The sequence below is a fragment of the Mesorhizobium sp. WSM4813 genome (genome assembly GCF_055811555.1).
The window spans coordinates 90,359-110,205 of the sequence record NZ_JBVVQU010000013.1 but is presented as its reverse complement, the minus strand read 5'-3'; the positions used below and the strand labels follow the sequence as shown (position 1 = coordinate 110,205).

General features: G+C 63.5%; 19 protein-coding genes, 1 pseudogene and 1 riboswitch. Of the genes and pseudogenes, 11 read left to right on the top strand and 9 right to left on the bottom strand.

The genetic code is table 11. From position 1 onward, the window contains the following. Entirely contained in the window at nt 1–1,899 is a 1,899-nt protein-coding gene (gene cobT, locus AC0L25_RS10090; RefSeq protein ID WP_473595345.1) for a cobaltochelatase subunit CobT, read from the top strand. Then, the gene (locus tag AC0L25_RS10085; protein WP_473595344.1) at nt 1,896–2,924 is read left to right on the top strand and encodes an esterase-like activity of phytase family protein; all 1,029 of its coding nucleotides are present in this window, start codon (nt 1,896–1,898) and stop codon (nt 2,922–2,924) included. Before cobT ends, AC0L25_RS10085 begins: the two co-directional genes overlap by 4 nt. A 33-nt stretch (nt 2,925–2,957) precedes the next feature. On the opposite strand, the gene AC0L25_RS10080 is transcribed toward AC0L25_RS10085, so the two are convergent. From AC0L25_RS10080 to rpmB, 3 genes are all read right to left on the bottom strand, one after another. Next, a complete protein-coding gene (locus tag AC0L25_RS10080; RefSeq protein ID WP_473595343.1) occupies nt 2,958–3,659 on the bottom strand; it encodes a spermidine synthase in 702 nt (233 codons plus the stop codon). A gap of 62 nt (nt 3,660–3,721) precedes the next feature. After that, a complete protein-coding gene (locus AC0L25_RS10075; protein ID WP_473595342.1) occupies nt 3,722–4,402 on the bottom strand; it encodes a queuosine precursor transporter in 681 nt (226 codons plus the stop codon). Between the two features lie 81 nt (nt 4,403–4,483). After that, complete coding sequence (rpmB, locus tag AC0L25_RS10070; protein WP_006328411.1) at nt 4,484–4,780, bottom strand: 50S ribosomal protein L28; 297 nt, start codon at nt 4,778–4,780, stop codon at nt 4,484–4,486. A 256-nt stretch (nt 4,781–5,036) separates the two neighbouring features. Here rpmB and AC0L25_RS10065 point away from each other — a divergent pair, with 256 nt between their 5' ends. Genes AC0L25_RS10065 through AC0L25_RS10055 form a run of 3 tightly spaced genes read left to right on the top strand, consistent with a single transcriptional unit; the run spans nt 5,037 to nt 7,409 of the window. Continuing rightward, the gene (locus tag AC0L25_RS10065) at nt 5,037–5,825 is read left to right on the top strand and encodes a DUF3108 domain-containing protein (protein ID WP_473595341.1); all 789 of its coding nucleotides are present in this window, start codon (nt 5,037–5,039) and stop codon (nt 5,823–5,825) included. A 28-nt stretch (nt 5,826–5,853) separates the two neighbouring features. Next, nucleotides 5,854–6,741: an aromatic amino acid exporter YddG gene (gene yddG, locus AC0L25_RS10060; RefSeq protein ID WP_473595340.1), complete on the top strand. Its 888-nt coding sequence runs from the start codon at nt 5,854–5,856 to the stop codon at nt 6,739–6,741. Continuing rightward, nucleotides 6,741–7,409, top strand: a complete 669-nt coding sequence (locus AC0L25_RS10055; RefSeq protein WP_473595339.1) for a lysoplasmalogenase — start codon at nt 6,741–6,743, stop codon at nt 7,407–7,409. The genes yddG and AC0L25_RS10055 overlap by 1 nt, the downstream gene beginning before the upstream one ends. Nucleotides 7,410–7,575: 166 nt before the next feature. On the opposite strand, the gene AC0L25_RS10050 is transcribed toward AC0L25_RS10055, so the two are convergent. Both AC0L25_RS10050 and gloB read right to left on the bottom strand, forming a co-directional pair. Beyond that, complete coding sequence (locus tag AC0L25_RS10050) at nt 7,576–8,004, bottom strand: cupin domain-containing protein (RefSeq protein ID WP_473595364.1); 429 nt, start codon at nt 8,002–8,004, stop codon at nt 7,576–7,578. A gap of 12 nt (nt 8,005–8,016) precedes the next feature. Further along, a complete protein-coding gene (gloB, locus tag AC0L25_RS10045) occupies nt 8,017–8,784 on the bottom strand; it encodes a hydroxyacylglutathione hydrolase (protein WP_473595338.1) in 768 nt (255 codons plus the stop codon). A gap of 234 nt (nt 8,785–9,018) precedes the next feature. Between gloB and AC0L25_RS10040 the strand changes: the two genes are divergently transcribed. From AC0L25_RS10040 to AC0L25_RS10030, 3 genes and pseudogenes are all read left to right on the top strand, one after another. Next, complete coding sequence (locus tag AC0L25_RS10040) at nt 9,019–9,795, top strand: class I SAM-dependent methyltransferase (protein WP_473595363.1); 777 nt, start codon at nt 9,019–9,021, stop codon at nt 9,793–9,795. A gap of 118 nt (nt 9,796–9,913) precedes the next feature. Then, a pseudogene (locus AC0L25_RS10035) lies at nt 9,914–11,741 on the top strand (ABC transporter ATP-binding protein/permease). 200 nt (nt 11,742–11,941) lie between these two features. Then, nucleotides 11,942–12,742: a DUF1194 domain-containing protein gene (locus tag AC0L25_RS10030; RefSeq protein ID WP_473595362.1), complete on the top strand. Its 801-nt coding sequence runs from the start codon at nt 11,942–11,944 to the stop codon at nt 12,740–12,742. An 11-nt stretch (nt 12,743–12,753) separates the two neighbouring features. On the opposite strand, the gene metW is transcribed toward AC0L25_RS10030, so the two are convergent. After that, nucleotides 12,754–13,368 carry a methionine biosynthesis protein MetW gene (gene metW, locus AC0L25_RS10025; protein WP_473595361.1) on the bottom strand — a complete coding sequence of 205 codons (615 nt, stop codon included), beginning with the start codon at nt 13,366–13,368 and terminating at the stop codon, nt 12,754–12,756. Nucleotides 13,369–13,537: 169 nt separating this feature from the next. Further along, the gene (gene metX / locus AC0L25_RS10020) at nt 13,538–14,707 is read right to left on the bottom strand and encodes a homoserine O-acetyltransferase MetX (protein ID WP_473595337.1); all 1,170 of its coding nucleotides are present in this window, start codon (nt 14,705–14,707) and stop codon (nt 13,538–13,540) included. A 120-nt stretch (nt 14,708–14,827) separates the two neighbouring features. Further along, nucleotides 14,828–14,905: riboswitch (SAM riboswitch) on the bottom strand. A 153-nt stretch (nt 14,906–15,058) separates the two neighbouring features. Between metX and hisC the strand changes: the two genes are divergently transcribed. Both hisC and AC0L25_RS10010 read left to right on the top strand, forming a co-directional pair. Next, nucleotides 15,059–16,168 carry a histidinol-phosphate transaminase gene (hisC, locus tag AC0L25_RS10015; RefSeq protein ID WP_473595336.1) on the top strand — a complete coding sequence of 370 codons (1,110 nt, stop codon included), beginning with the start codon at nt 15,059–15,061 and terminating at the stop codon, nt 16,166–16,168. 6 nt (nt 16,169–16,174) lie between these two features. After that, on the top strand, nt 16,175–17,110 hold the full coding sequence (locus tag AC0L25_RS10010; RefSeq protein WP_473595335.1) for a prephenate/arogenate dehydrogenase family protein: 936 nt from the start codon (nt 16,175–16,177) through the stop codon (nt 17,108–17,110). A 21-nt stretch (nt 17,111–17,131) separates the two neighbouring features. Here the strand turns inward: AC0L25_RS10010 and AC0L25_RS10005 are convergent, their stop codons facing one another. Both AC0L25_RS10005 and AC0L25_RS10000 read right to left on the bottom strand, forming a co-directional pair. Continuing rightward, nucleotides 17,132–18,058 (bottom strand): PfkB family carbohydrate kinase, encoded by a 927-nt coding sequence (locus AC0L25_RS10005; RefSeq protein ID WP_473595334.1) that lies wholly within the window; start codon nt 18,056–18,058, stop codon nt 17,132–17,134. A gap of 56 nt (nt 18,059–18,114) precedes the next feature. Then, complete coding sequence (locus AC0L25_RS10000; RefSeq protein ID WP_473595333.1) at nt 18,115–19,113, bottom strand: DUF2125 domain-containing protein; 999 nt, start codon at nt 19,111–19,113, stop codon at nt 18,115–18,117. A 120-nt stretch (nt 19,114–19,233) separates the two neighbouring features. On the opposite strand from AC0L25_RS10000, the gene AC0L25_RS09995 reads away from it, so the two are divergent. Then, complete coding sequence (locus AC0L25_RS09995) at nt 19,234–19,779, top strand: gamma-glutamylcyclotransferase (protein WP_473595332.1); 546 nt, start codon at nt 19,234–19,236, stop codon at nt 19,777–19,779. Nucleotides 19,780–19,847 lie beyond the last annotated feature (68 nt).

The window sequence follows — 19,847 nt, the reverse complement described above, 5'->3', positions numbered from 1 at the left end:
ATGGCGGGTCCGGGCGACAACACGCGCAACAAGTCGAAGACGGGTTCTGAAGCCGACAGCTTCAAGCGCGCCGTCACCGTCTGCATGCGCGCGATTGCCGGCGACAAGGACCTCGAAGTCGGTTTCGCCAAGGATCGGCCGGCGCTCGCCGGCAGCCGCGCCCGGCTGCCTGAACTGCCGAAGAAAGCTTCGAAGACCGATATCGCCATCACGCGCGGCCTCGGCGATTCCATGGCGTTGAAGCGCGCCTGCCACGACACGCGCATTCACACCAGGCTGGCGCCGGAGGGCAAACAGGCTCGCGCCATCTACGATGCGGTCGAGCAGGCCCGCGTCGAGGCGATCGGCTCCCGCGCCATGCAAGGTGTCGCCGACAATATCGGCTCGATGCTCGAGGACAAATACGCCAGGGCCAACCTCATCGACGTCAAGGATAAGGCCGATGCGCCGATCGAGGAAGCGCTGGCCCTGATGGTGCGCGAAAAGCTGACCGGCCGCGCCGTGCCGAAGAGCGGCGAGCGGCTGGTCGACCTCTGGCGCCCGTGGGTCGAGGAGAAGGCAAGTGCCGATCTCGACGGGCTGTCGGCAAAGCTCGACGACCAGCAGGCCTTCGCCCGTGTCGTGCGCGAGATGCTGGCTTCCATGGAAATGGCCGAGGAACTCGGCGACGACCAGGACACGGAAGACTCGGAGGACAATGACGACAACCAGCCGCAAGGCGAGGAGCAGAGCGAGGAGGGCGGCGAGGATGATTCCGGCTCCGAGCAGTCGCAGTCCGACGACACCGAAGCGTCATCCGACGACGAGCAGTCGGCCGAGACGGAGGCATCCGATGCCACCGCCGACGACCTGTCCGACGATGACGACGCCGATGCCGAGACGCCCGGCGAGGCGCGCCGCAACGACAATCCCTTCACCAATCTGTCGAAGGAGATCGACTACAAGGTCTCCACCACCGCCTTCGACGAGACGGTGGGTGCGGAGGACCTGTGCGAGGAAGAGGAATTAGATCGGCTGCGCGCTTTCCTCGACAAGCAGCTTGCCAACCTGTCCGGCGTCGTCGGCCGGCTGGCCAACCGGCTGCAGCGGCGCCTGATGGCGCAGCAGAACCGGTCCTGGGATTTCGATCTCGAAGAGGGTTATCTCGATCCGGCGCGGCTGGTGCGCGTCGTCATCGATCCGATGCAGCCGCTGTCCTTCAAGCAGGAACGTGACACCAAATTCCGCGACACGGTGGTGACGCTGGTGCTCGACAATTCGGGCTCGATGCGCGGCCGGCCGATCACGGTCGCCGCCACCTGCGCCGACATTCTGGCGCGCACGCTGGAACGCTGCGGCGTCTCGGTCGAGATCCTCGGCTTCACCACCCGCGCCTGGAAGGGCGGGCAGGCACGCGAGAAATGGCTGAAGGAAGGCAAGCCGCCGAATCCCGGCCGGCTCAACGACCTGCGCCACATCATCTACAAATCCGCCGACCATCCGTGGCGGCGGGCGCGCCGCAATCTCGGCCTGATGATGCGCGAGGGCCTGCTCAAGGAAAATATCGACGGCGAGGCGCTGCTGTGGGCGCACAACCGCCTGATCGCCCGGCCGGAGCAGCGCAAGATCCTGATGATGATCTCGGACGGCGCGCCGGTCGACGATTCGACGCTGTCGGTTAATCCGGGCAACTATCTCGAACGGCATCTGCGCGCGGTGATCGAACTGATCGAGACGCGCTCGCCGGTCGAGCTTTTAGCCATCGGCATCGGCCACGACGTCACCCGCTACTATCGCCGCGCCGTCACCATCGTCGATGCCGAGGAACTGGCCGGCGCCATGACCGAGCAACTGGCCTCGCTGTTTGGCGAGGAAAGTACGCGGGACACGCGACGCGGCGGCATGCGGCGCGCCGGATGATTTTTTCGGGCGGCGGCTTTCGGCAGACGCTTTTCGCCGCCACAGCGCTGTTCGTTGCCGGCATCGCCCTGTCGCCTTGCATCGCCGCTGGCACCGTTTCGGTCGAGCCGATCGAAATCTCGGCACGGCCGATAGACCGGTTTCACATCGGCCGTGACGAAAAGCGGTTCGGCCCGCTCGAATTCGTCGGCGGGCTGGAAATGACCTCGCGGTCACGCGATTTCGGCGCGCTGTCGGCGTTTCGCTTCCTCAAGCCCGGCAGTGATTTCATCGGCGTCGCCGATACCGGTTTCTGGTTCTTCGGCACGGTTACCCATGATGCCGACAAGCGCCCATCGGGCATGCGGAATTTCCGTATGCAGCAGATGGACGAGCCGGGCCAGCTGATCGACGAGAAATGGGAGGTTGACGCCGAAGGCCTTGCGGTCAAGGACGGCATTGCCACGGTGGGCTTCGAGCGCACCCACCGTGTTTCCCAGTTCAAGATCGACCCGCACGATATGGAACCGCCGTTCAAGCAATTGGATTTCCTGATTCCAGCCTGGGAGCTTCGCCGGAATCGCGGCTTCGAGACCATCACCCACGCCCATCCTAACGGCCAGCACCAAGGCGGGCTGGTCGTGGTGTCGGAGAAGAGCCTCGACACATCAGGCAACATCTATGCGGCTGTTATCGAAGGGCCGCACAAGGGCGTCTTCACCGTCAAGCGTAACGGCAATTTCGACATCACCGACGGCGCCTTCCTGCCGGACGGCGACCTTCTGCTTTTGGAGCGCAGCTTTTCGATGGCCGGCGGCGTCAAGATGCGGCTGCGGCGCATCTATGGGGAAAGCGTCGAGAAGGGCGCCGTTGCCGACGGGCCGGTGCTGATGGAAGCCGACATGTCCTACCAGATCGACAACATGGAAGGCCTAGACGTCTGGACCCGCGACGATGGCGCACTGATGGTGTCGCTGATCTCCGACGACAACCACTCGATGCTACAGCGCAATCTCTACCTAGAATTCATCCTGCACGAAGATTGAGAGGCGTTCGGCAAGGGACGGCTGATAACAAGTCTACTGCTTCGCGCCGGTTTCTGCAGGCTGGGGTCCGTTCGTCGCGATCCAGATGACGTGGCGCGCCCCGCGCTTGCCGTTGGCGCGGACCTTTACTTCGTCCACCGCGAAGCCCGCCTGCTTGAGCCTGCGGTTAAAACCGCTGTTGGGTCCCTGCGACCAGACCGCCAGCACGCCGCCGGGCTTGAGCGCTGCTCTCGCGCTGATCAGCCCGGCCATACTGTAAAGAGCATCGTTGGCCTTGTGGACGATCCCTTCCGGACCGTTGTCGACGTCGAGCAGGATGGCATCCCAAGCCGAGGCTTCCAATCGTATGAGCTGTCCGACATCCGCCTCGCGAACAGTCACGCGCGGATCGTCGAGACAGCCGCCGAACACCGCCGCCATCGGGCCGCGTGCCCACGCCACGACGGCGGGCACCAACTCGGCGACAACGATATCGGCATCGGCGCCCAGCTCGGCAAGGGCGGCGCGTAGCGTGAAACCCATGCCCAGCCCGCCGATCAGGATTTTCGGCTGCCGGCGGCCGGCAATCCTTTGGCAGGACAGCCTTGCCAGCGCTTCCTCGGAGCCGCTGAGGCGGCTGTTCATCAGTTCGTTCGAGCCGAGCATGATCGAGAATTCGGCGTCGCGTTGTTTCAGGCGAAGCTCGTGGTCGCCGTCAGGCGTTTTCGCGGTCTCGAGCTGAACCCATGGGATCATGCTCGAGACCCTGTGAGCATGATCTTTTCCGAAAACCGGTTCCCACTTTCAGGGATCATGCTCTATGCCGCCAGTGCAGGCTGGCTCCAGCGGGCGGCAAGCAGCCGGTAGGGGATCAGCGCCACCACGGCGATGATCAGCTTCACGCCGAGGTCGCCGAGCGCCCATGACACCCAGCGCATGGTCTCGACCGGCAGCACGCCCATCAGCGGTGCGGTTTCGAGCGCAAAGCCATCGTTCGGGCCAGCGAAAGCGAAGGCCGCCGAAAAGGCGACGGTGAAGAATACGGCGGTGTCGAACACCGAGCCGACCAGCGTGCCGACGATCGGCGCCCGCCACCAGCTCTGCCGGCGCAGCCGGTTGAACACGGTCACGTCGAGCAGTTGCGCGATCAGGAACGCGGTGCCGGAAGCCGCCGCAATGCGGACCAGCCGGTCGGCGGCCGTTTCGAACTCGATCAGACCGTAGCGGAACAGCAAGGGCGGGACGAGAATCGAGCAGATCACCGCCGCCGTGAAGCCGACAAACACGATCCGGCGCGCCACGGCTGGGCCGTAGCGGCGGTTGGCAAGGTCTGTGACCAGGAAGGAGAAGGGATAGGTGAAGGCGCCCCAGGTCAGAATGTCGGCCAGCGACAGGCCGCCGATCGCACCTTGCAGCGGGAACTGCACAAGGATGTTCGACGCCACCACGACAAGCGCCATGGCCGCAACAAAGGGCAGATATCGGGAGAAAAAATTCATTTTTTTATCCTGGGTAATGGAACCAGCGGGTGTCATGCCGAGTTCGGACGACACTCCTTGGAAGGCGGTTGCCTGAAAAAATTAAGCGGCCGGCTGTTCGGCAAGCTTCTTGGCGATCTGCTTCTTCAGCAGGCGCGCGCGCTGCGACAGCTCCTTGGCGTCGGCCTTGGCCAGGAACGCATCAAGGCCGCCGCGATGCTCGACCGAACGCAGCGCGTTGGCCGAGATGCGCAGGCGCACATTCTGGTTCAGCGCTTCGGAGATCAGCGTCACATTGACGAGATTGGGCAGGAAGCGACGCTTGGTCTTGTTGTTGGCGTGGCTCACATTATTGCCGGACATGACTGCCTTGGCAGTGAGTTCGCAGGTACGGGACATGGTTCTAAACCTTCAGTTCTCGGTCTGGCCAAACATTCGACCCGCGCCGGGTGGCGCGCGGTTTCGGTCAGGCGGCCTTATGGAAAAAGTTGGCGTTCCATAGTTGCATTTCGCCGATGCGTCAAGCTCCGGCTTGCGCGCGGCTGTGACGACGCCTTTCACATAAAGGCCGGAATTCAGCCTATAAGCGGTCGCACAAGGAGATGCCAGGCCGGAGTTGTCCGCTTCCGCTGAAAAATCGAGGATCGATCCCGCCATGCTTCGTTCGTCTCATGCTCTCTTTGCCTCGCTTGCCGTTGCGCTGCCGACAGCAACGTCTGCCGCCACGCCACAATCCTTCAAGGGCGAGTATACGGTTTCGATCCACGGCTTCTCGGTGGCGAAGGCAAGCTTTTCCAGCAATTACGAAGGCGATGCCTATTCGATCGAGGGCAGCGTCTCCAGCGCCGGCCTCGCCACAATCTTCGACGACACGCGGGGCAGGGTCTCGTCGAAGGGCAAGATTTCGGGCAAGCGATTGCAGCCGCAAACGTTCCGCGCCGACTACAAGTCAGGCGACAAGGCGTCGATGATCGATATCCAGTTCGCCAATGGCACTGTTATCGCGACCAAGGTCGTGCCTGCGCCGAAGAAGCGCAATCCCAAGAATTGGATACCGCTGGGCGCCAGCCATCTCGCATCGGTGCTTGATCCAATGGCCGCCACCGTCATCCATGCCGATAGCCTCGACAAGGTCTGTGGGCGCACGGTGAAACTCTATGACGGCGAGATGCGCGCCAATCTGACGCTGACCTACGATTCGAAAGGCTCTACCTCCGTGCGCGGCTACAAGGGCGAGACCGTCACCTGCAGGCTTGGCTTTGAGCCGGTGGCGGGTTACCGCAAGAACCGCAAAGCCTTGAAGTACCTGAAGGATCGCAGCCGCATCATGGTGACGTTTGCACCGGTCGGCCAAACCGGCGTATATGCGCCGATCCACGCCACGATCAGCACGAAAATCGGCACTCTCACCGTCAGCGCGGAGCGGTTCGAAGCAACAGAATAGGCGCGATGGCGCGCCGCCGGAGACGGACATGGGGCGCGCAACACTGATCGGCTTCTCGGCGGTCGCCATGTGGGCGCTGCTGGCGCTGCTTACGGACGCTTCCGGTGCGGTGCCGCCATTCCTGCTTTCGGCGATCACCTTCACGATCGGCACCGGCGTCGGGCTCGTCGCGCGGCTGTTCATGCCGGCCGCCGCCAGCAGCGAGAAGATACCGCCGCAAGTGTGGGTGATCGGTATTGCCGGCCTGTTCGGTTATCACTTCTTCTACTTCACCGCGCTGCGCAATGCGCCGGCGGTGGAGGCGAGCCTCATCGCCTATCTGTGGCCGCTGCTGATCGTGCTCGGATCGGCGCTGATGCCGGGCGAGCGGCTGGCCTGGAACCATGTCGTCGGCGCACTGCTCGGCCTTGCCGGCACTTTCCTGATCGTCACCAAGGGCGGCGGGCTTGCCTTCGACGCGCGTTATGCATTCGGCTATGCGATGGCCGGCGTCTGCGCCGTGCTGTGGTCGGCCTATTCGCTGCTGTCGCGGCGCTTCCAGTCGGTGCCGACCAGCATCGTCACCTGGTTCTGTGCGGCTACGGCAGCGCTTTCGCTTGTCTGCCATCTCATGCTGGAAGAGACGGTGCTGCCTGTCGGCGCCGGCCAGTGGCTGGCCGTGCTCGGCCTCGGACTGATGCCGGTGGGCGCGGCCTTCTACGCCTGGGATATCGGGGTCAAGCGCGGCAACATCCAGGTGCTGGGCGCGGCGAGCTATGCCGCGCCGCTGCTGTCGACGCTGGTGCTGATATCAGCCGGTTTCGCCGAGCCGTCCCTGCGTATCCTCGCCGCCTGCGTGCTGATCACCGGCGGGGCAGCGCTTGCGGCGAAATCGCTGTTCTTGCGCAAGAGGGCTGCGAGCGAGGCAGGGGCGTGATGCCGTTTCCCGGCGGTATCGAAGCCAACGCCAATGCGACGCTCCTGTTTTCGCTGGCCGCGGCGGTGATCTACGCCTTCACCATCGACATGCCGCCAAAGCCTGCGCGTTCTGCGGTCAAGACGCTGGCCGTGGCAATGCTTGCCGTGCTGGCATCGCTGCAGGGCGGTCCAGGGCTGCTCGTCGCGGCGCTGGCGTTCAGCGCCATCGGGGATGCGTTGCTGTCGCGCGAGGGTGAAAAGGCTTTTCTCGGCGGGCTGGCCAGTTTTCTCGTTGCGCATGGGCTTTACATCGCGTTGTTCCTGCGCTTCGGTGGTGGGATCGGGCTGCTGTCGGCCGAGCCGTGGCGCGCGGCGATTGCCCTGGCAATGGCCGTGTTCGCGCTCGCCATGCTTTTTGCGCTCTGGCGCCGTATCGGCCCCGCCTTGCGCCTTCCGGTCGGCGTCTATATCGCGGCAATCCTCGCCATGGGGATTTCGGCCCTCACCCTGAGCAATTACTGGGTAATCGGCGGTGCCGTGCTGTTCATGACGTCCGACGGGCTGCTCGCCTCGGAAAAGTTCCTGATGACCGCCATCTCGCCGCACCGCGCCTGGACACGCCACGCGGTCTGGATGCTGTATTACGCCGCCCAGCTGGGGATCACGATGGGTTTCCTGCTGGTTTAGGTATGTCGATATTCAGGTGATGCCGGCCTGCAAATTGCGGTTTCCTGCGCTTCCGGCACTCACGTACCCAAACGTTACGCTCCGTTCCGATTATCGGAGTCCACCGGTTTGGTCGCTTCGCATCCGTCTTCGACTCCGGCTCGGCCGGACCTGAATGTCGACATAGCTAGGGCGTTCCCGGCTGCCAGCCCGATTCGGCCAGTTCAAAGGCGGCGAAGTCGAAGCCCGGAGCCACGGTGCAGCCGACCAGTGTCCACTCGCCCAGGCTGCGTGCCGACTGCCACCAGCCTGCCGGCACGACGATCTGCGGCCGCTCGCCCGCCGCCAATGCCGTGCCGAGCACCTGCTCGAACACCGGCCCGTTTTCCCGATGTATCGACAGCGCCAGCGGGGCGCCGGCATAGAAGTGCCAGACCTCGGCCGCGTCCTTGACGCGGTGCCAGGCCGACACTTGCTCCTGCTCCAAAAGGAAATAGATCGCGGTCGAATGGCCGCGCGCGCCTTCCGCGCCATCGCGAAAGGTTTCGGCATACCAGCCGCCTTCCGGATGCGGTTTCAGGCCGAGCGTTGCGATGATTTCGGCGGAAGTGGTCACCATCAATGGTGCTCAGAAATCGTCCTTGCGCTTGCGGATCTCGGCGAACACTTCGGCGTCGGAGGCGTTCTCCATGCCGAGATGCTTGCGGATTGCCGGGTCGTGCCAGCGCAGGAACGGATTGGTCGACAGTTCTTCACCGATCGTGGTCGGCAGCGTCGGCTTGCCGTCGGCGCGCAGCGCCTCGATTTTCGCAGCGCGCTCCTTCAACGCCGAATTGGTCGGGTCGACGGTCAGCGCGAAGCGGGCGTTGGAAAGCGTGTATTCATGGCCGCAATAAACGACCGTCTCGGCCGGAAGTGCCGCGAGCTTTTTCAGCGAATCATACATCACCGGCGGCTTGCATTCGAACAGCCGGCCGCAGCCGAGCGCGAACAGCGTGTCGGCGGTGAACGCCACTTTCGATGCCGGCAGATGATAGGAAACATGACCCGCCGTGTGGCCGGGCGTGGCGATCACGTCGATCCTCTCTTCGCCGAGGTGGATGACCGAACCTTGCTCTACGGTTTCGTCGATGCCGGGGATTTTGGCCCTTTCCGCCTCCGGTCCGACGATGCGCAGCTTGAAGCGCTCTTTCAGCGCCAGATTGGCCTCGACATGGTCGACATGGTGATGGGTGATCAGGATCATCGTCGGCGTCCAGCCGGTACGCTCGATCGCAGCCAGGATCGGCGCTTCCTCGGGCGCGTCGATGATCGCGGTCTGGCCACTTTTCGGGTCATGCACCAGCACGCCGAAATTGTCGCTGCGGCACATGAACTGTTCGATTTCAACCGGCATGGCGTCTCTCCACTAGCGCCGTGCGTCCAGTTGGACGCACAAAGGACGCTCTAACACTTTTTATCTGCTGCATCGTGCTTTCCGAAATCGAAACCGATTTCGGGCCGATGCAGTTGTCGCCGCAGACATAGGGCGCTTGCCCGCGGATGTCATCCGACTTTGTAAAACTTGGCGCCTTTGTAGAACTTGGCGCCTTTGTTGAACTTGGACAGCATCGAAGATACCGTCCCGCGCATGCATTCCGATATCGTCGACATTCGCTCCTTCTATTCGACCACGCTCGGGCGCTTGGCCGAACGCTCGATCACTATGGCGTTGTCCTCGATTTGGGCTGTCGTGCCCAATGAGCGGCTGGTCGGCCTCGGTTACACCTTGCCGTGGCTGGAGCGATTCGGCACCGACGCGGAGCGTGTCTTTGCCTTCATGCCGGGGACGCAAGGCGCGGTGGTCTGGCCGGCTACGGGGCCGACCGCGACCGCACTGGTCTTCGACGAGGAATTGCCGCTGGTCGATGCCTCCATCGATCGCATGCTGCTCGTCCATTCGCTCGAACATGCCGAGAACCCGCGCGAGACGCTGAACGAAATCTGGCGAGTGCTGTCGCCTGCCGGCCGCGTCGTCATCGTCGTGCCCAACCGGCGTGGTGTCTGGGCCCGTTTCGAACATACACCTTTCGGCAGCGGCCGGCCTTTCTCGCGCGGCCAGCTCACCGAATTGCTGCGCGAAGCGAATTTCACGCCCGCGGCGTGGTCCGACGCCCTGTTCTTCCCGCCGTCACGGCGGCGCTTCATGATGCAGTTCCACAATGTGCTGGAGCGCGCCGGCCGCAGGTTCTGGCCGATCTTTTCCGGCGTCATCGTGGTCGAGGCGCAGAAGAGGCTCTATCAGGGCGTGCCAGTTGTCCAGCGCGCCTCTCGCCGCGTCTTCGTGCCGGTATTCTCGCCGCACGGCGCCACAAGGCTCGGCCGGATATCGCCGACCGGGAAGGCGACATCGCCGATCCGTCGATGACATGTTCGTGATCGGAATCGCGCTTTTTCTCACCTATCTGTCGAGAGCGGGTTTGGTACCCGGTTGAGTCGACTTGTTCATCGGTTTCAGCACCGCTTCCGAATTCAAGGACTTCACCATGGCTGATTATCCGGATGTCGAAGGCAGCGCCAAGCCGGCTGCCGCGTCGATCGAGGCCAGCAGCCTGCGCGACCAATTGGCGACGATCAAGCAGGCGCTGGCGACCTCGCCTATCCGCAAACACCTGCTCTGGGCCTGCGTCGGCATAGTCGCCGTCATTGTGGGCAACCTCGATCGGGCAGGTTCTGCTCAATCGCTGGAACGAGCCCTTCTATGACGCGCTGGCTCGGCGCGACATGCAGGGTTTCCTGCACCAGCTTCTGGTCTTTGCTGCCATCGCCGGCGGGCTTTTGGTGCTAAATATCGGCCAGACCTGGCTCGACCAGATGATCCGGCTGAAGCTGCGTGAGGCGTTGACCCTCGATCTGATCGGTGAATGGATGCGGCCGGCGCGCGCCTTCCGGCTGGCTAACGCCGGCGCTATCGGCGTCAACCCTGACCAGCGCTTGCAGCAAGATGCCGGGCATCTCTCCGACCTTTCCACCGGTCTCGGCATAGGGCTGTTGCAGTCGTTCATTCTGCTTGTTTCGTTCGTCGGCGTCTTATGGTCGCTGTCTTCGGGCTTCGTCTTCCATATCGGCGGCTATTCGCTGGCCATTCCGGGCTACATGGTGTGGGCCGCGATCCTCTATGCCGGCACCGCCTCCTGGCTGAGCTGGCTGGTCGGACGGCCGCTCATCCGCTTCAACAGCGACCGCTATACGCGTGAGGCGGAGCTGCGCTCCTCGGTGGTCCGCGTCAACGAGAATGTCGATGCAATCGCGCTTGCGCATGGCGAGGCCGACGCCAGGCGACGGCTCGAGCTCGACCTCGGCACGGTGCTGGGCGCGATGCGGCGCATCTACAGCGCCCAGATCAATCTTTCCTGGGTGACGGACACCTATGGCTGGATCACCGTCGTCGCGCCGATCCTCGTGGCCTCGCCGGTCTATTTCGCCGGCGATATCAGCTTCGGCGGGCTGATGATGGCTGTTGGCGCCTTCAACCAGGTGCATGCCTCGTTGCGCTGGTTCATCAACAATATCGGCGGCATCGCCGATTGGCGCGCCACGCTGATGCGCGTCGCCGATTTCCGCATCGCGCTCGGTGAAACGGATGTGCTGCACGACACCGAAGAACGCATCATGATCGGCGAAAACCCGAATGGCAGGCTGACATTCGAGAACCTCGAGGTTGCGTCGCGGGATGGATGCACGAAGCTCGCCGAACCCCATGTCGAAATCCGCGCCGGCGAGCGCGTCATGATCACCGGAGATCCGCGCGCCGGCAAGACGCTGTTCTTTCGCGCCATTGCCGGTCTGTGGCCGTGGGGAAGCGGGCGGATCGGCATGCCGGCCGGAGAGGTGCCCGCCTTCGTTCCCCGCAAGCCCTATTTCCCGCTCGGCACGCTGCGCGAGGTGCTCGACCACGCCGATGCCGCGGTCAGCGACGCCGAGATCTCGGCGGTGCTTGCCGAGGTCGGTCTCGGGCGTCTGTCGTCCTCGCTCGACCGCTCGGCGCGCTGGGAGCGCGAATTGAGCGATGACGAGCAGCGCCTGCTTGCCTTTGCCCGACTGGTCTTGCGGCAGCCGAAATGGGTGATCATCGACGAGGCTTTGGACACGTTCGAAGGCGCAACGCTGAGGCGGGTGCTGTCGATGCTGGAGGCGCGTCTCGCCGACGCCGCGATCCTCAACATCGGCCGTGGCCAGCAGAACATTGAATTCTTTCCACGCTCATTGGCGATCGTGAAAGACGTCGAGCGACCGGCTCTCAAGCCAGTCCGTGTCAGGGCCGGCGCGATCGAACCACCTCCGGCCGTCGCCGCAGCCTACCAAGAGACGTAGCCGACTATGCGCAGCCAAGCTTTATTTCGCCGTGATCGCGGCGAAAGATCGCCGGTATAGTTCGGAAGCCTGCGGCGTTGGAACCATGCTTGACGCGCTTAAAGCGCGTCCCGTTGAAGAGATTCATGCGACACGCTTTAAGCCTTTGTTTCTTTGCATGTCGTTACCCCAAAACCGCTGCGCACTTTTGGGCGACATGCATTAGCCTGCTTGCCTGCCTCGCCTGCGCCCAGGCAGCGCCACTGGCCACGCCCGCCGATACCATTGCAGTGGACGTCGAACTGGTGCTGGCGGTCGACATTTCGCACTCCATGGACGAAAAGGAATTCGCCCTGCAGCGCGCCGGCTATGTCGAGGCGCTGCGCCACCCCGACTTCATCAATGCGGTGCGTTCGGGCGTGACCGGCCGCATCGCGCTAGCCTATTTCGAATGGGCAGGCACCGTCCGCGACGATGCGGTCATTGCATGGCAGGTCATCGACAATGCTGAGAGCGCCAACGCTTTCGCCGACAAGATCGAGGCGCGCCCGTTCAGGAGCTTTCGCGGCACCTCGATTTCCGGTGCGCTCGCCTTCGGCGCCAAGCTTTTGGATGGAGCCGCTTTCGATGCGACGCGCAGCGTCATCGACATTTCAGGCGATGGCCCCAACAATACCGGGACGCCCGTCACCACGACACGCGACGCCGCGGTGGCAAAGGGCACCGTCATCAACGGCCTGCCGATCCTGATCAGCCCGTCGCCCAGCTTCAGCCATCTCGACCAATACTATGCCGAGTGCGTTACCGGCGGGCTAGGCTCCTTCGTGCTGCCGGTCTATGCCGCTTCCGAATTCGTGACCGCTATACGCCGCAAGCTGGTCCTGGAGGTCAGCGGTATTGAGGGTCCCGGGGCCGATCCCGGACCGATCCGGGTCGATGCGGCAGCACCGGTCGACTGTTTGCAAGGCGAGCGCGACCGGCGGTTTTTCTCCGATCCGTATTTTCCGGAACTTAATCGCTAGAGCGACGGCCGTTATCGCCTCAACAAGAACACTGCTTGCTGGCCAAAGAAATTCCAGAACCACCATGGCATCGAGAGGCCGATTTTTTGGCCATTGGCGTCGAGCGCGGTTGCCTTTTCCACCGTTGCGCCGAGCTCATCACAGAGATTGACGAAGTCGCGAATGGTGCAGAAATGGATGTTGGGCGTGTCGTACCAGGAATAGGGCAGGTCCTTGGTCACCGGCATCCGCCCTTCGAGGAACAGCGAAAGGCGCACCCGCCAGTGGCCGAAATTGGGGAAGGAGACGATGGCGTGCTTGCCGATCCTGAGCAATTCGTCGAGCACCAGCTTCGGGTTGCGGGTCGCCTGCAAGGTCTGCGACAGGACGACGAAATCAAAACCCTTGTCGGGATAGAATTTGAGGTCCTTGTCGGCGTCGCCCTGGATGACGGACAGGCCGCGCGCCACGCATTCGTTGACGCCACGTTGCGACAGTTCCATCCCGCGGCCGTCGACCTGCTTCGTCGCCTGCAGCAATTCGAGCAGCAGGCCATCACCGGAGCCGACGTCCAGCACCCGCGACTGCGGCGGGATGAGATCGGCGACGACTTCGAGGTCGACGCGCTGGGCGTGGTTGACACTCATGATCGTGCCTTTTGTCTGGCGCATGATCCCGATCCGAAAAGTCTGCAACTTTTCGGGGTCATGCGCTGCTTGGCGCATGACCTTGATCCGAAAAGTCCGCAATTTTTCGGGGTCATGCGCTGATGCCTGGCGCATGATGCCGGTCCGGAAAGCCTGCAATCTTCAGGGGTCATGCGCTAAGCCCCCTGGCGCGGGCCGCCGAGGCGATGAAGCCGTTGATGGCCGCGAACAGCTCCGGCTCGTCGAGCAGGAAGGCGTCGTGGCCGCGATCGGTCTCGATCTCGACGAAGGACACCGAGGCGCCGGCCGCATTCAGCGCGTGAACGACCGAGCGGCTCTCCTCGGTCGGGAACAGCCAGTCACTGGTGAAGGAGACCAGGCAGAAACGGGTCCTGGTGCCGGCAAAGGCGTCGGCCAGCCGGCCGCCATGGTCGGCGGCGAGGTCGAAATAGTCCATTGCCCGGGTCATGTAGAGATAGGAGTTGGCGTCGAAGCGGTCGACGAAGGTCATGCCCTGATGGCGCAGGTAGCTCTCAATCTGGAAGTCGGCGTCGAAACCGAAGGTGAGCGCGTCACGGTCCTGCAGGTTGCGGCCGAACTTCCGGTGCAGGGCCGCCTCCGACAGGTAAGTTATGTGAGCGGCCATGCGCGCCACGGCCAGTCCCTTTTCCGGGCGCTTGCCCTGCTCGAAATATTTGCCGCCATGCCAGTCCGGATCGGCCATCACCGCTTGCCGGCCGACCTCATGGAAGGCGATGTTCTGCGAGGAATGGCGCGCGCCAGTGGCGATCGGCAACGCCGAGAAAACGCGCTCCGGATAGCTCGACGCCCATTGCAGCACCTGCATGCCGCCCATCGAGCCGCCGAGCACCGAGAACAGTTTTTCGATGCCGAAATGATCGACCAGCATCAACTGCGCCCGCACCATGTCGCGGATGGTGATGATCGGCAGGTCGAGCCCGTAGGGCTTGCCGGTGGCTGGATTGGTCGAGGCGGGGCCGGTCGAGCCGAGGCAGCCGCCGATGACGTTTGAGCAGATGACGAAGAAGCGGCTGGTGTCGATGATCTTGCCGGGGCCGATCAGCACTTCCCACCAGCCCGGCTTGCCGGTCACTGGATTGGTGCTGGCGACATGCTGGTCGCCGGTCAGTGCATGGCAGACGAGGATGGCGTTGGAGCGGGCGTCGTTGAGCGTGCCGTAAGTCTTGTAGGCGATCTGGAACGGTGACAGCAGCGTGCCGGCATCGAGCTTGAGCGGCTTGTCGGCACCGAAACGCAACACCGGGCTCGACGGCTCGTCGGCCTCGTTGTTGGTTCTTTTAGTGCGCAGCGCGACCATCGCATCCTCTTACATTAATCCATCGCGCTTTCCGAAAGTCGATTCCGATTTTCGGGTCGATGCGACTGTCCGGCCGGCTACGGACAACAAAAAAACCGGCATCGCCTTCGCAAAGCCGGTTACAGGATGCAAACGGCCCTTTAGCGAGTTGTTTAACGTGGCTGCAAGCCGACCGGCCAAATCACCACGGGATTTCGCTTCTTCTAGGACCGGCGCGCCTCGGCGTCAACGGCTAGTCGTTCACCCATGCCAGTCGCTCACCCATGACAGCCGCCTCTCGACATTCCAGGCCACGGCTTGTATTTCCGCTGCGGCTTCCCGGGAGGAAGCGTTTTCGACGGATTTTTGCATATGAACCAGGCATCGGATCAGGCACGTCCAACGCCCCGCGCGGGGATCATGGACATCGAAGCCTATGTGCCGGGCAAAAGCACGGCGCCGGCCGGCGTTGCCAAGGTCCACAAATTGTCGTCGAACGAGAACCCGCTTGGCCCCTCGCCGAAGGCGATAGAAGCCGCGCGCGACGTCGCGGCCAAACTCGACATATATCCTGACGGCACTGCCAGGCGCCTGCGGGAGGCGATCGCCGAGGTGCATGGTCTCAGCCCGGCGAACATCGTCTGTTCCAATGGTTCCGACGAGATTCTGGGCCTGCTTGCGCAGACCTATCTCGCGCCCGGCGATGAAGCTGTCATCACCGAACACGGCTTCATGGTCTACAAGATCTACATCCAGTCGGCTGGTGCTGTCCCGGTATCGGTCAAGGAAACCAATGAGCGCGCCGACGTCGATGCGATCCTCGCCGCCGTTACGTCGCGTACCAGGATCATCTTCCTCGCCAACCCCAACAACCCGACCGGCACCTATTTGCCGTTCCAGGAGGTGCGCCGCCTGCATGCCGGCCTGCCTCGAAACGTGCTTCTGGTGCTGGATGCAGCCTATGCCGAATATGTCCGCCGCAACGACTATGAAGCCGGCGTCGAGCTGGTGGCTGGTGCAGAAAACGTGGTCATGACCCGCACCTTCTCCAAGCTCGGCCTCGGCGGCGCGCGGATCGGCTGGATGTACGCGCCGATGCATATCATTGAGGCGATCAACCGCGTGCGGGGTCCCTTCAACGTCAACGCGACGGCGATCGAGGCCGGCATCGCCGCCATCCGCGACCGCGCCCATGTCGAGCGCAGCGTGGCGCATAATGAGACCTGGCTGCGATGGGTGAGCGAGGAATTGACCAAGCTCGGACTGCGGGTGACGCCGAGCGTCGGCAATTTCGTGCTTATCCACTTTCCCGAGGACCAAAGGCATTCGGCGGCGGCTGCAGACGATTACCTCTGGGCGCGCGGCTACATATTGCGGCGCGTTTCCGGCTACGGCTTCCCGAATGCACTGCGCATGAGCATCGGCACCGAAGAGGCCAATCGCGGCGTTGTCGCCGCCCTCACGACATTTCTGAAAAGCTAGAACACCATGACATCACCGATGTTCGAAAAGATCGCGCTGGTCGGCATCGGCCTGATCGGCTCGTCGCTGGCCCGCATAATCCATCGCGAAGGCCTTGCCCGCCATATTGCCATCTCGACGCGCAGCGAAACGACGCTGGCGCGGGCGCGGGAACTCGGCCTCGGCTCCTCCTACGCGATGGATGCGAAAGAGGCGGTCCGCGATGCCGACCTAGTCATCGTTTCGGTGCCGGTCGGCTCTTCGGGCGAGGTCGCCGAGGAAATCGCACCGGCGCTGAAGCAGGGCGCGATCCTCACCGATGTCGGCTCGACCAAGGCGTCGGTCATAGCGCAAATGCAGCCGCACGTGCCTGCCGGCGTGCATTTCATTCCCGGCCACCCGTTGGCCGGCACGGAAAAATCGGGTCCGGACGCCGGCTTTGCCGAACTGTTCGAAAACCGCTGGTGCATCTTCACGCCGCTGCCGGGCACCGATCCGGTAGTATTGGAAAAGCTCTCGGAATTCTGGCGCCGTTGCGGCTCCAACATCGACACGATGGATCCCCAGCATCACGACATGACACTGGCCATCGTTTCGCACTTGCCGCACATCATCGCCTATAACATCGTCGGCACCGCCGACGATCTGGAGTCGGTGACCAAGTCCGAGGTGATCAAATATTCGGCCTCCGGCTTTCGCGATTTCACGCGCCTTGCCGCTTCCGACCCAACCATGTGGCGCGACGTCTGCCTGCACAACAAAGACGCCATCCTCGAAATGCTGGCGCGGTTCTCGGAAGATCTGGCCTCGCTGCAGCGGGCGATCCGCTGGGGCGACGGCGAAAAACTGTTCGACCTGTTCACCCGCACCCGCGCCGTCCGCCGCTCGATCATCGAGGCCGGCCAGGATATCGACGTACCGGACTTTGGCCGGCAGGCGGTCGAGCACCCAGCCAAGCCGTAGCCTGTCTCGACCGCCCGGCCGTCAGTCCGCCGGCCAGTGAGCCGCCATCATCGCCAGCGTCTCGGCCCTGTCCGGCGCGCCCAGCCTGCCGCCGAAGCGCAGGCATTTGAGCGCGGCGGCGGCGCTGGCAAAGCGTAATGTCCGTTCGATCGGCATCGCTTCCGCCAACCCGACGGCGAAGGCGCCGTGAAACACGTCGCCGGCGGCAAGCGTATCCACTGCCTTGATCCTTGGCGCCGCGACATGGCGCGCAGACCCCGCCGAGCGGTCGAACCACCAGCTTCCCGCCGCGCCGCCCGTCACCGCGACGAATGCATCGGTGCGTCTGGCGAGCGCTTCACAGGCCTCTTGCGGACCTTGCTCCTCGCCGCAGAGGATGAACGCCGCCGGCTCCGACGCGACGATGTGCGAGGCGAGCGGAAACAGCCGCTCCAGCACGTCCCGTGGCGCGGTGTCGGCGTCCAGTATGGCCGGACGGCCGATTTCGCGCGCCGCCGCCAGGGCCAAAGCTGCCGCGCCCGGCCAGCGCACATCGGCCAGGACGGCGTCGAATGCGGCGAGATCTTGAATGGGGAGCGCCTCGGGGTCGGCCTGGGCGAGCTTGTCATAGAAAGGAACGATGATGCGCTCGCCATGCGTGTCGACCAAGATGGCCGAAAGTGCCGACCGCGCGCCGGTGACGCGCCGGACAAAGCTGCAATCGACGCCTTCGGCCCCGATCCCGGCGACCAGCTGATCGCCGACGAGGTCGCCTCCTGCGCTCGCCCATAGCGATACGTCCGCGCCGAGGCGGCGTGCGGCGCAGGCCGCGCTCGAAGCCATGCCCGAGGCGATCTGGACGCCGTCGGCCGCGATGAACTTGCCCTGACGCGCCGGAAGCGTGTCGACGCGAAGGATCGTATCAAGCGTCAGCGCGCCAACACTCAGGAGCTTGACCGGGCGGTTCATCTATCTTCCTGTTTGATCATGGTCTTTTTCCAAACTGGAGATTCCGCAATCACGGTCTAATCGACCGGCTTGATCCTGCCCAGCGGGATAAAACCGAGCGAGGCCTTGCCCTTGACGATCTTGAGGGGCATCGACGGTTCGTTGCCAAGCAGCGCCAGCCCGGCGAAGCCTGTTTTGATCTGGCTCTTCTGCTCGGGAATGGCTTTGCCGAGGATTGCCGCCACGGCTTTCGGGTCGCTGAACTTGATCATCAGGTCGGCGTCGATCAGCCCGTCGGCATCGACGGAAACCGGTCCGGAAATGGTGATACGTGCGGTCCCCGACGACAGGGCGAGCTTGCCGATGTCGACCGCCTGCCCGCGCAGGCTCTTTGGCTGCGTCTTGATCAGAGCCACGCCGTTCTTCAGCGTCACGTCGCCGCTGCCGTCGAGTGGCGGCAACACGCGCCCATCGATCGCCCCTGGATCGATTTCGAGAGCGGTAAAACTCCCGGCATAGTCGATGTCCTGGCCGTTCGGACGCAATTGTCCGGCCGCTGTCCCGGCGCTGAACAGCTCGACCGGGTCAGTGCCATCAGCCGGATCGGTCTGGGCGGACAGGCCCTCGGCCTCCAGCGAAACGCGTCGGGGCAGGGGCCAGGACAGTTTCACGTTGGCTCGCAGATTGTCCCAGTCGATCCACAGCGGCGCCGTCCCGGGCACGGAGGTCCTGAGCGGCCCCCGCAGGTCGGCGCCAGGCGACAGGATCTGGGTGATGTGCGTGACTGCATTGAGGCTGCCGAGCGAGGCGGCGACGTTCCTGGTGTCGTCCTGATAAACCAGGCTGTCGCAGGAAACGGCGAAGCTCGAGGGATAGCCGCTGACCGTGAGATTGGCGCAGTCCGCCTCGATGCCCTCGCGATTGAGCTCGGCCACCGCTTTGTCGGCTTCGCTCTTGACCTTGTCTGCCAGGTAGAACCAGCCGGCGCTGTAGAGGCCGAACAACACGACGATGAAAGCGCCGAGCCAGAACAGCCGGCGGAGAAAATTCGGCGGGCGTTCGTCATTTGACGTCATGCTGCGGCTCTCGTTGGCGCGTGTTGCAGAGGGGACTGTCGTTTCCGGCAACATCGGGTAGACGGAGAAGGATCGAAAAAACACCGATTCCAGTGCGGTGCTGCAACCAGGCTTGGCGATATGGGCGATTTTTGGGTTTTTGGCTACGGCTCGCTGATCTGGCGGCCGGGTTTTGCGCATGTCGAGACGCGGCGCGCCCGCCTTCACGGCTACCGCCGGTCGCTGTGCGTCTACTCCTTCGTGCATCGCGGCACGCGCGAACGGCCCGGCCTGGTGCTCGGCCTCGACCGTGGCGGCTCCTGCATCGGGCTGGCTTTCCGCGTTCCCGGCGATCTGCGCAACGAGGTCATCACCTATCTGCGCGAACGCGAGCTGGTCACCAATGTCTATCTCGAGCGCATGCTTAGCATTCGCCTCGACAATGGCGATACGAACAGCGAAACGGACGGGGGCGAGACGGTCTCGGCGGTCGCCTATGTCGTCGACCGTACCCACGAGCAATATGCCGGTGCGCTCGATGCTGCCGATGCGGCGACCGTCGTTCGCGGCGCCGTCGGCCAGTCGGGAAAGAACGAGGACTACGTGCTCAGCACGCTGGAGCACCTCGAAGCGCTAGGGATCCGCGACCACTGGCTGGAGGAGGTAGCGAAACGGATCGGGTCGTGATCTCTTTCGTTGTTTGACCGTGATCTTTTCCGAACCGGTTCCCATTTTTGCTTCGCTGACCTTCGGTT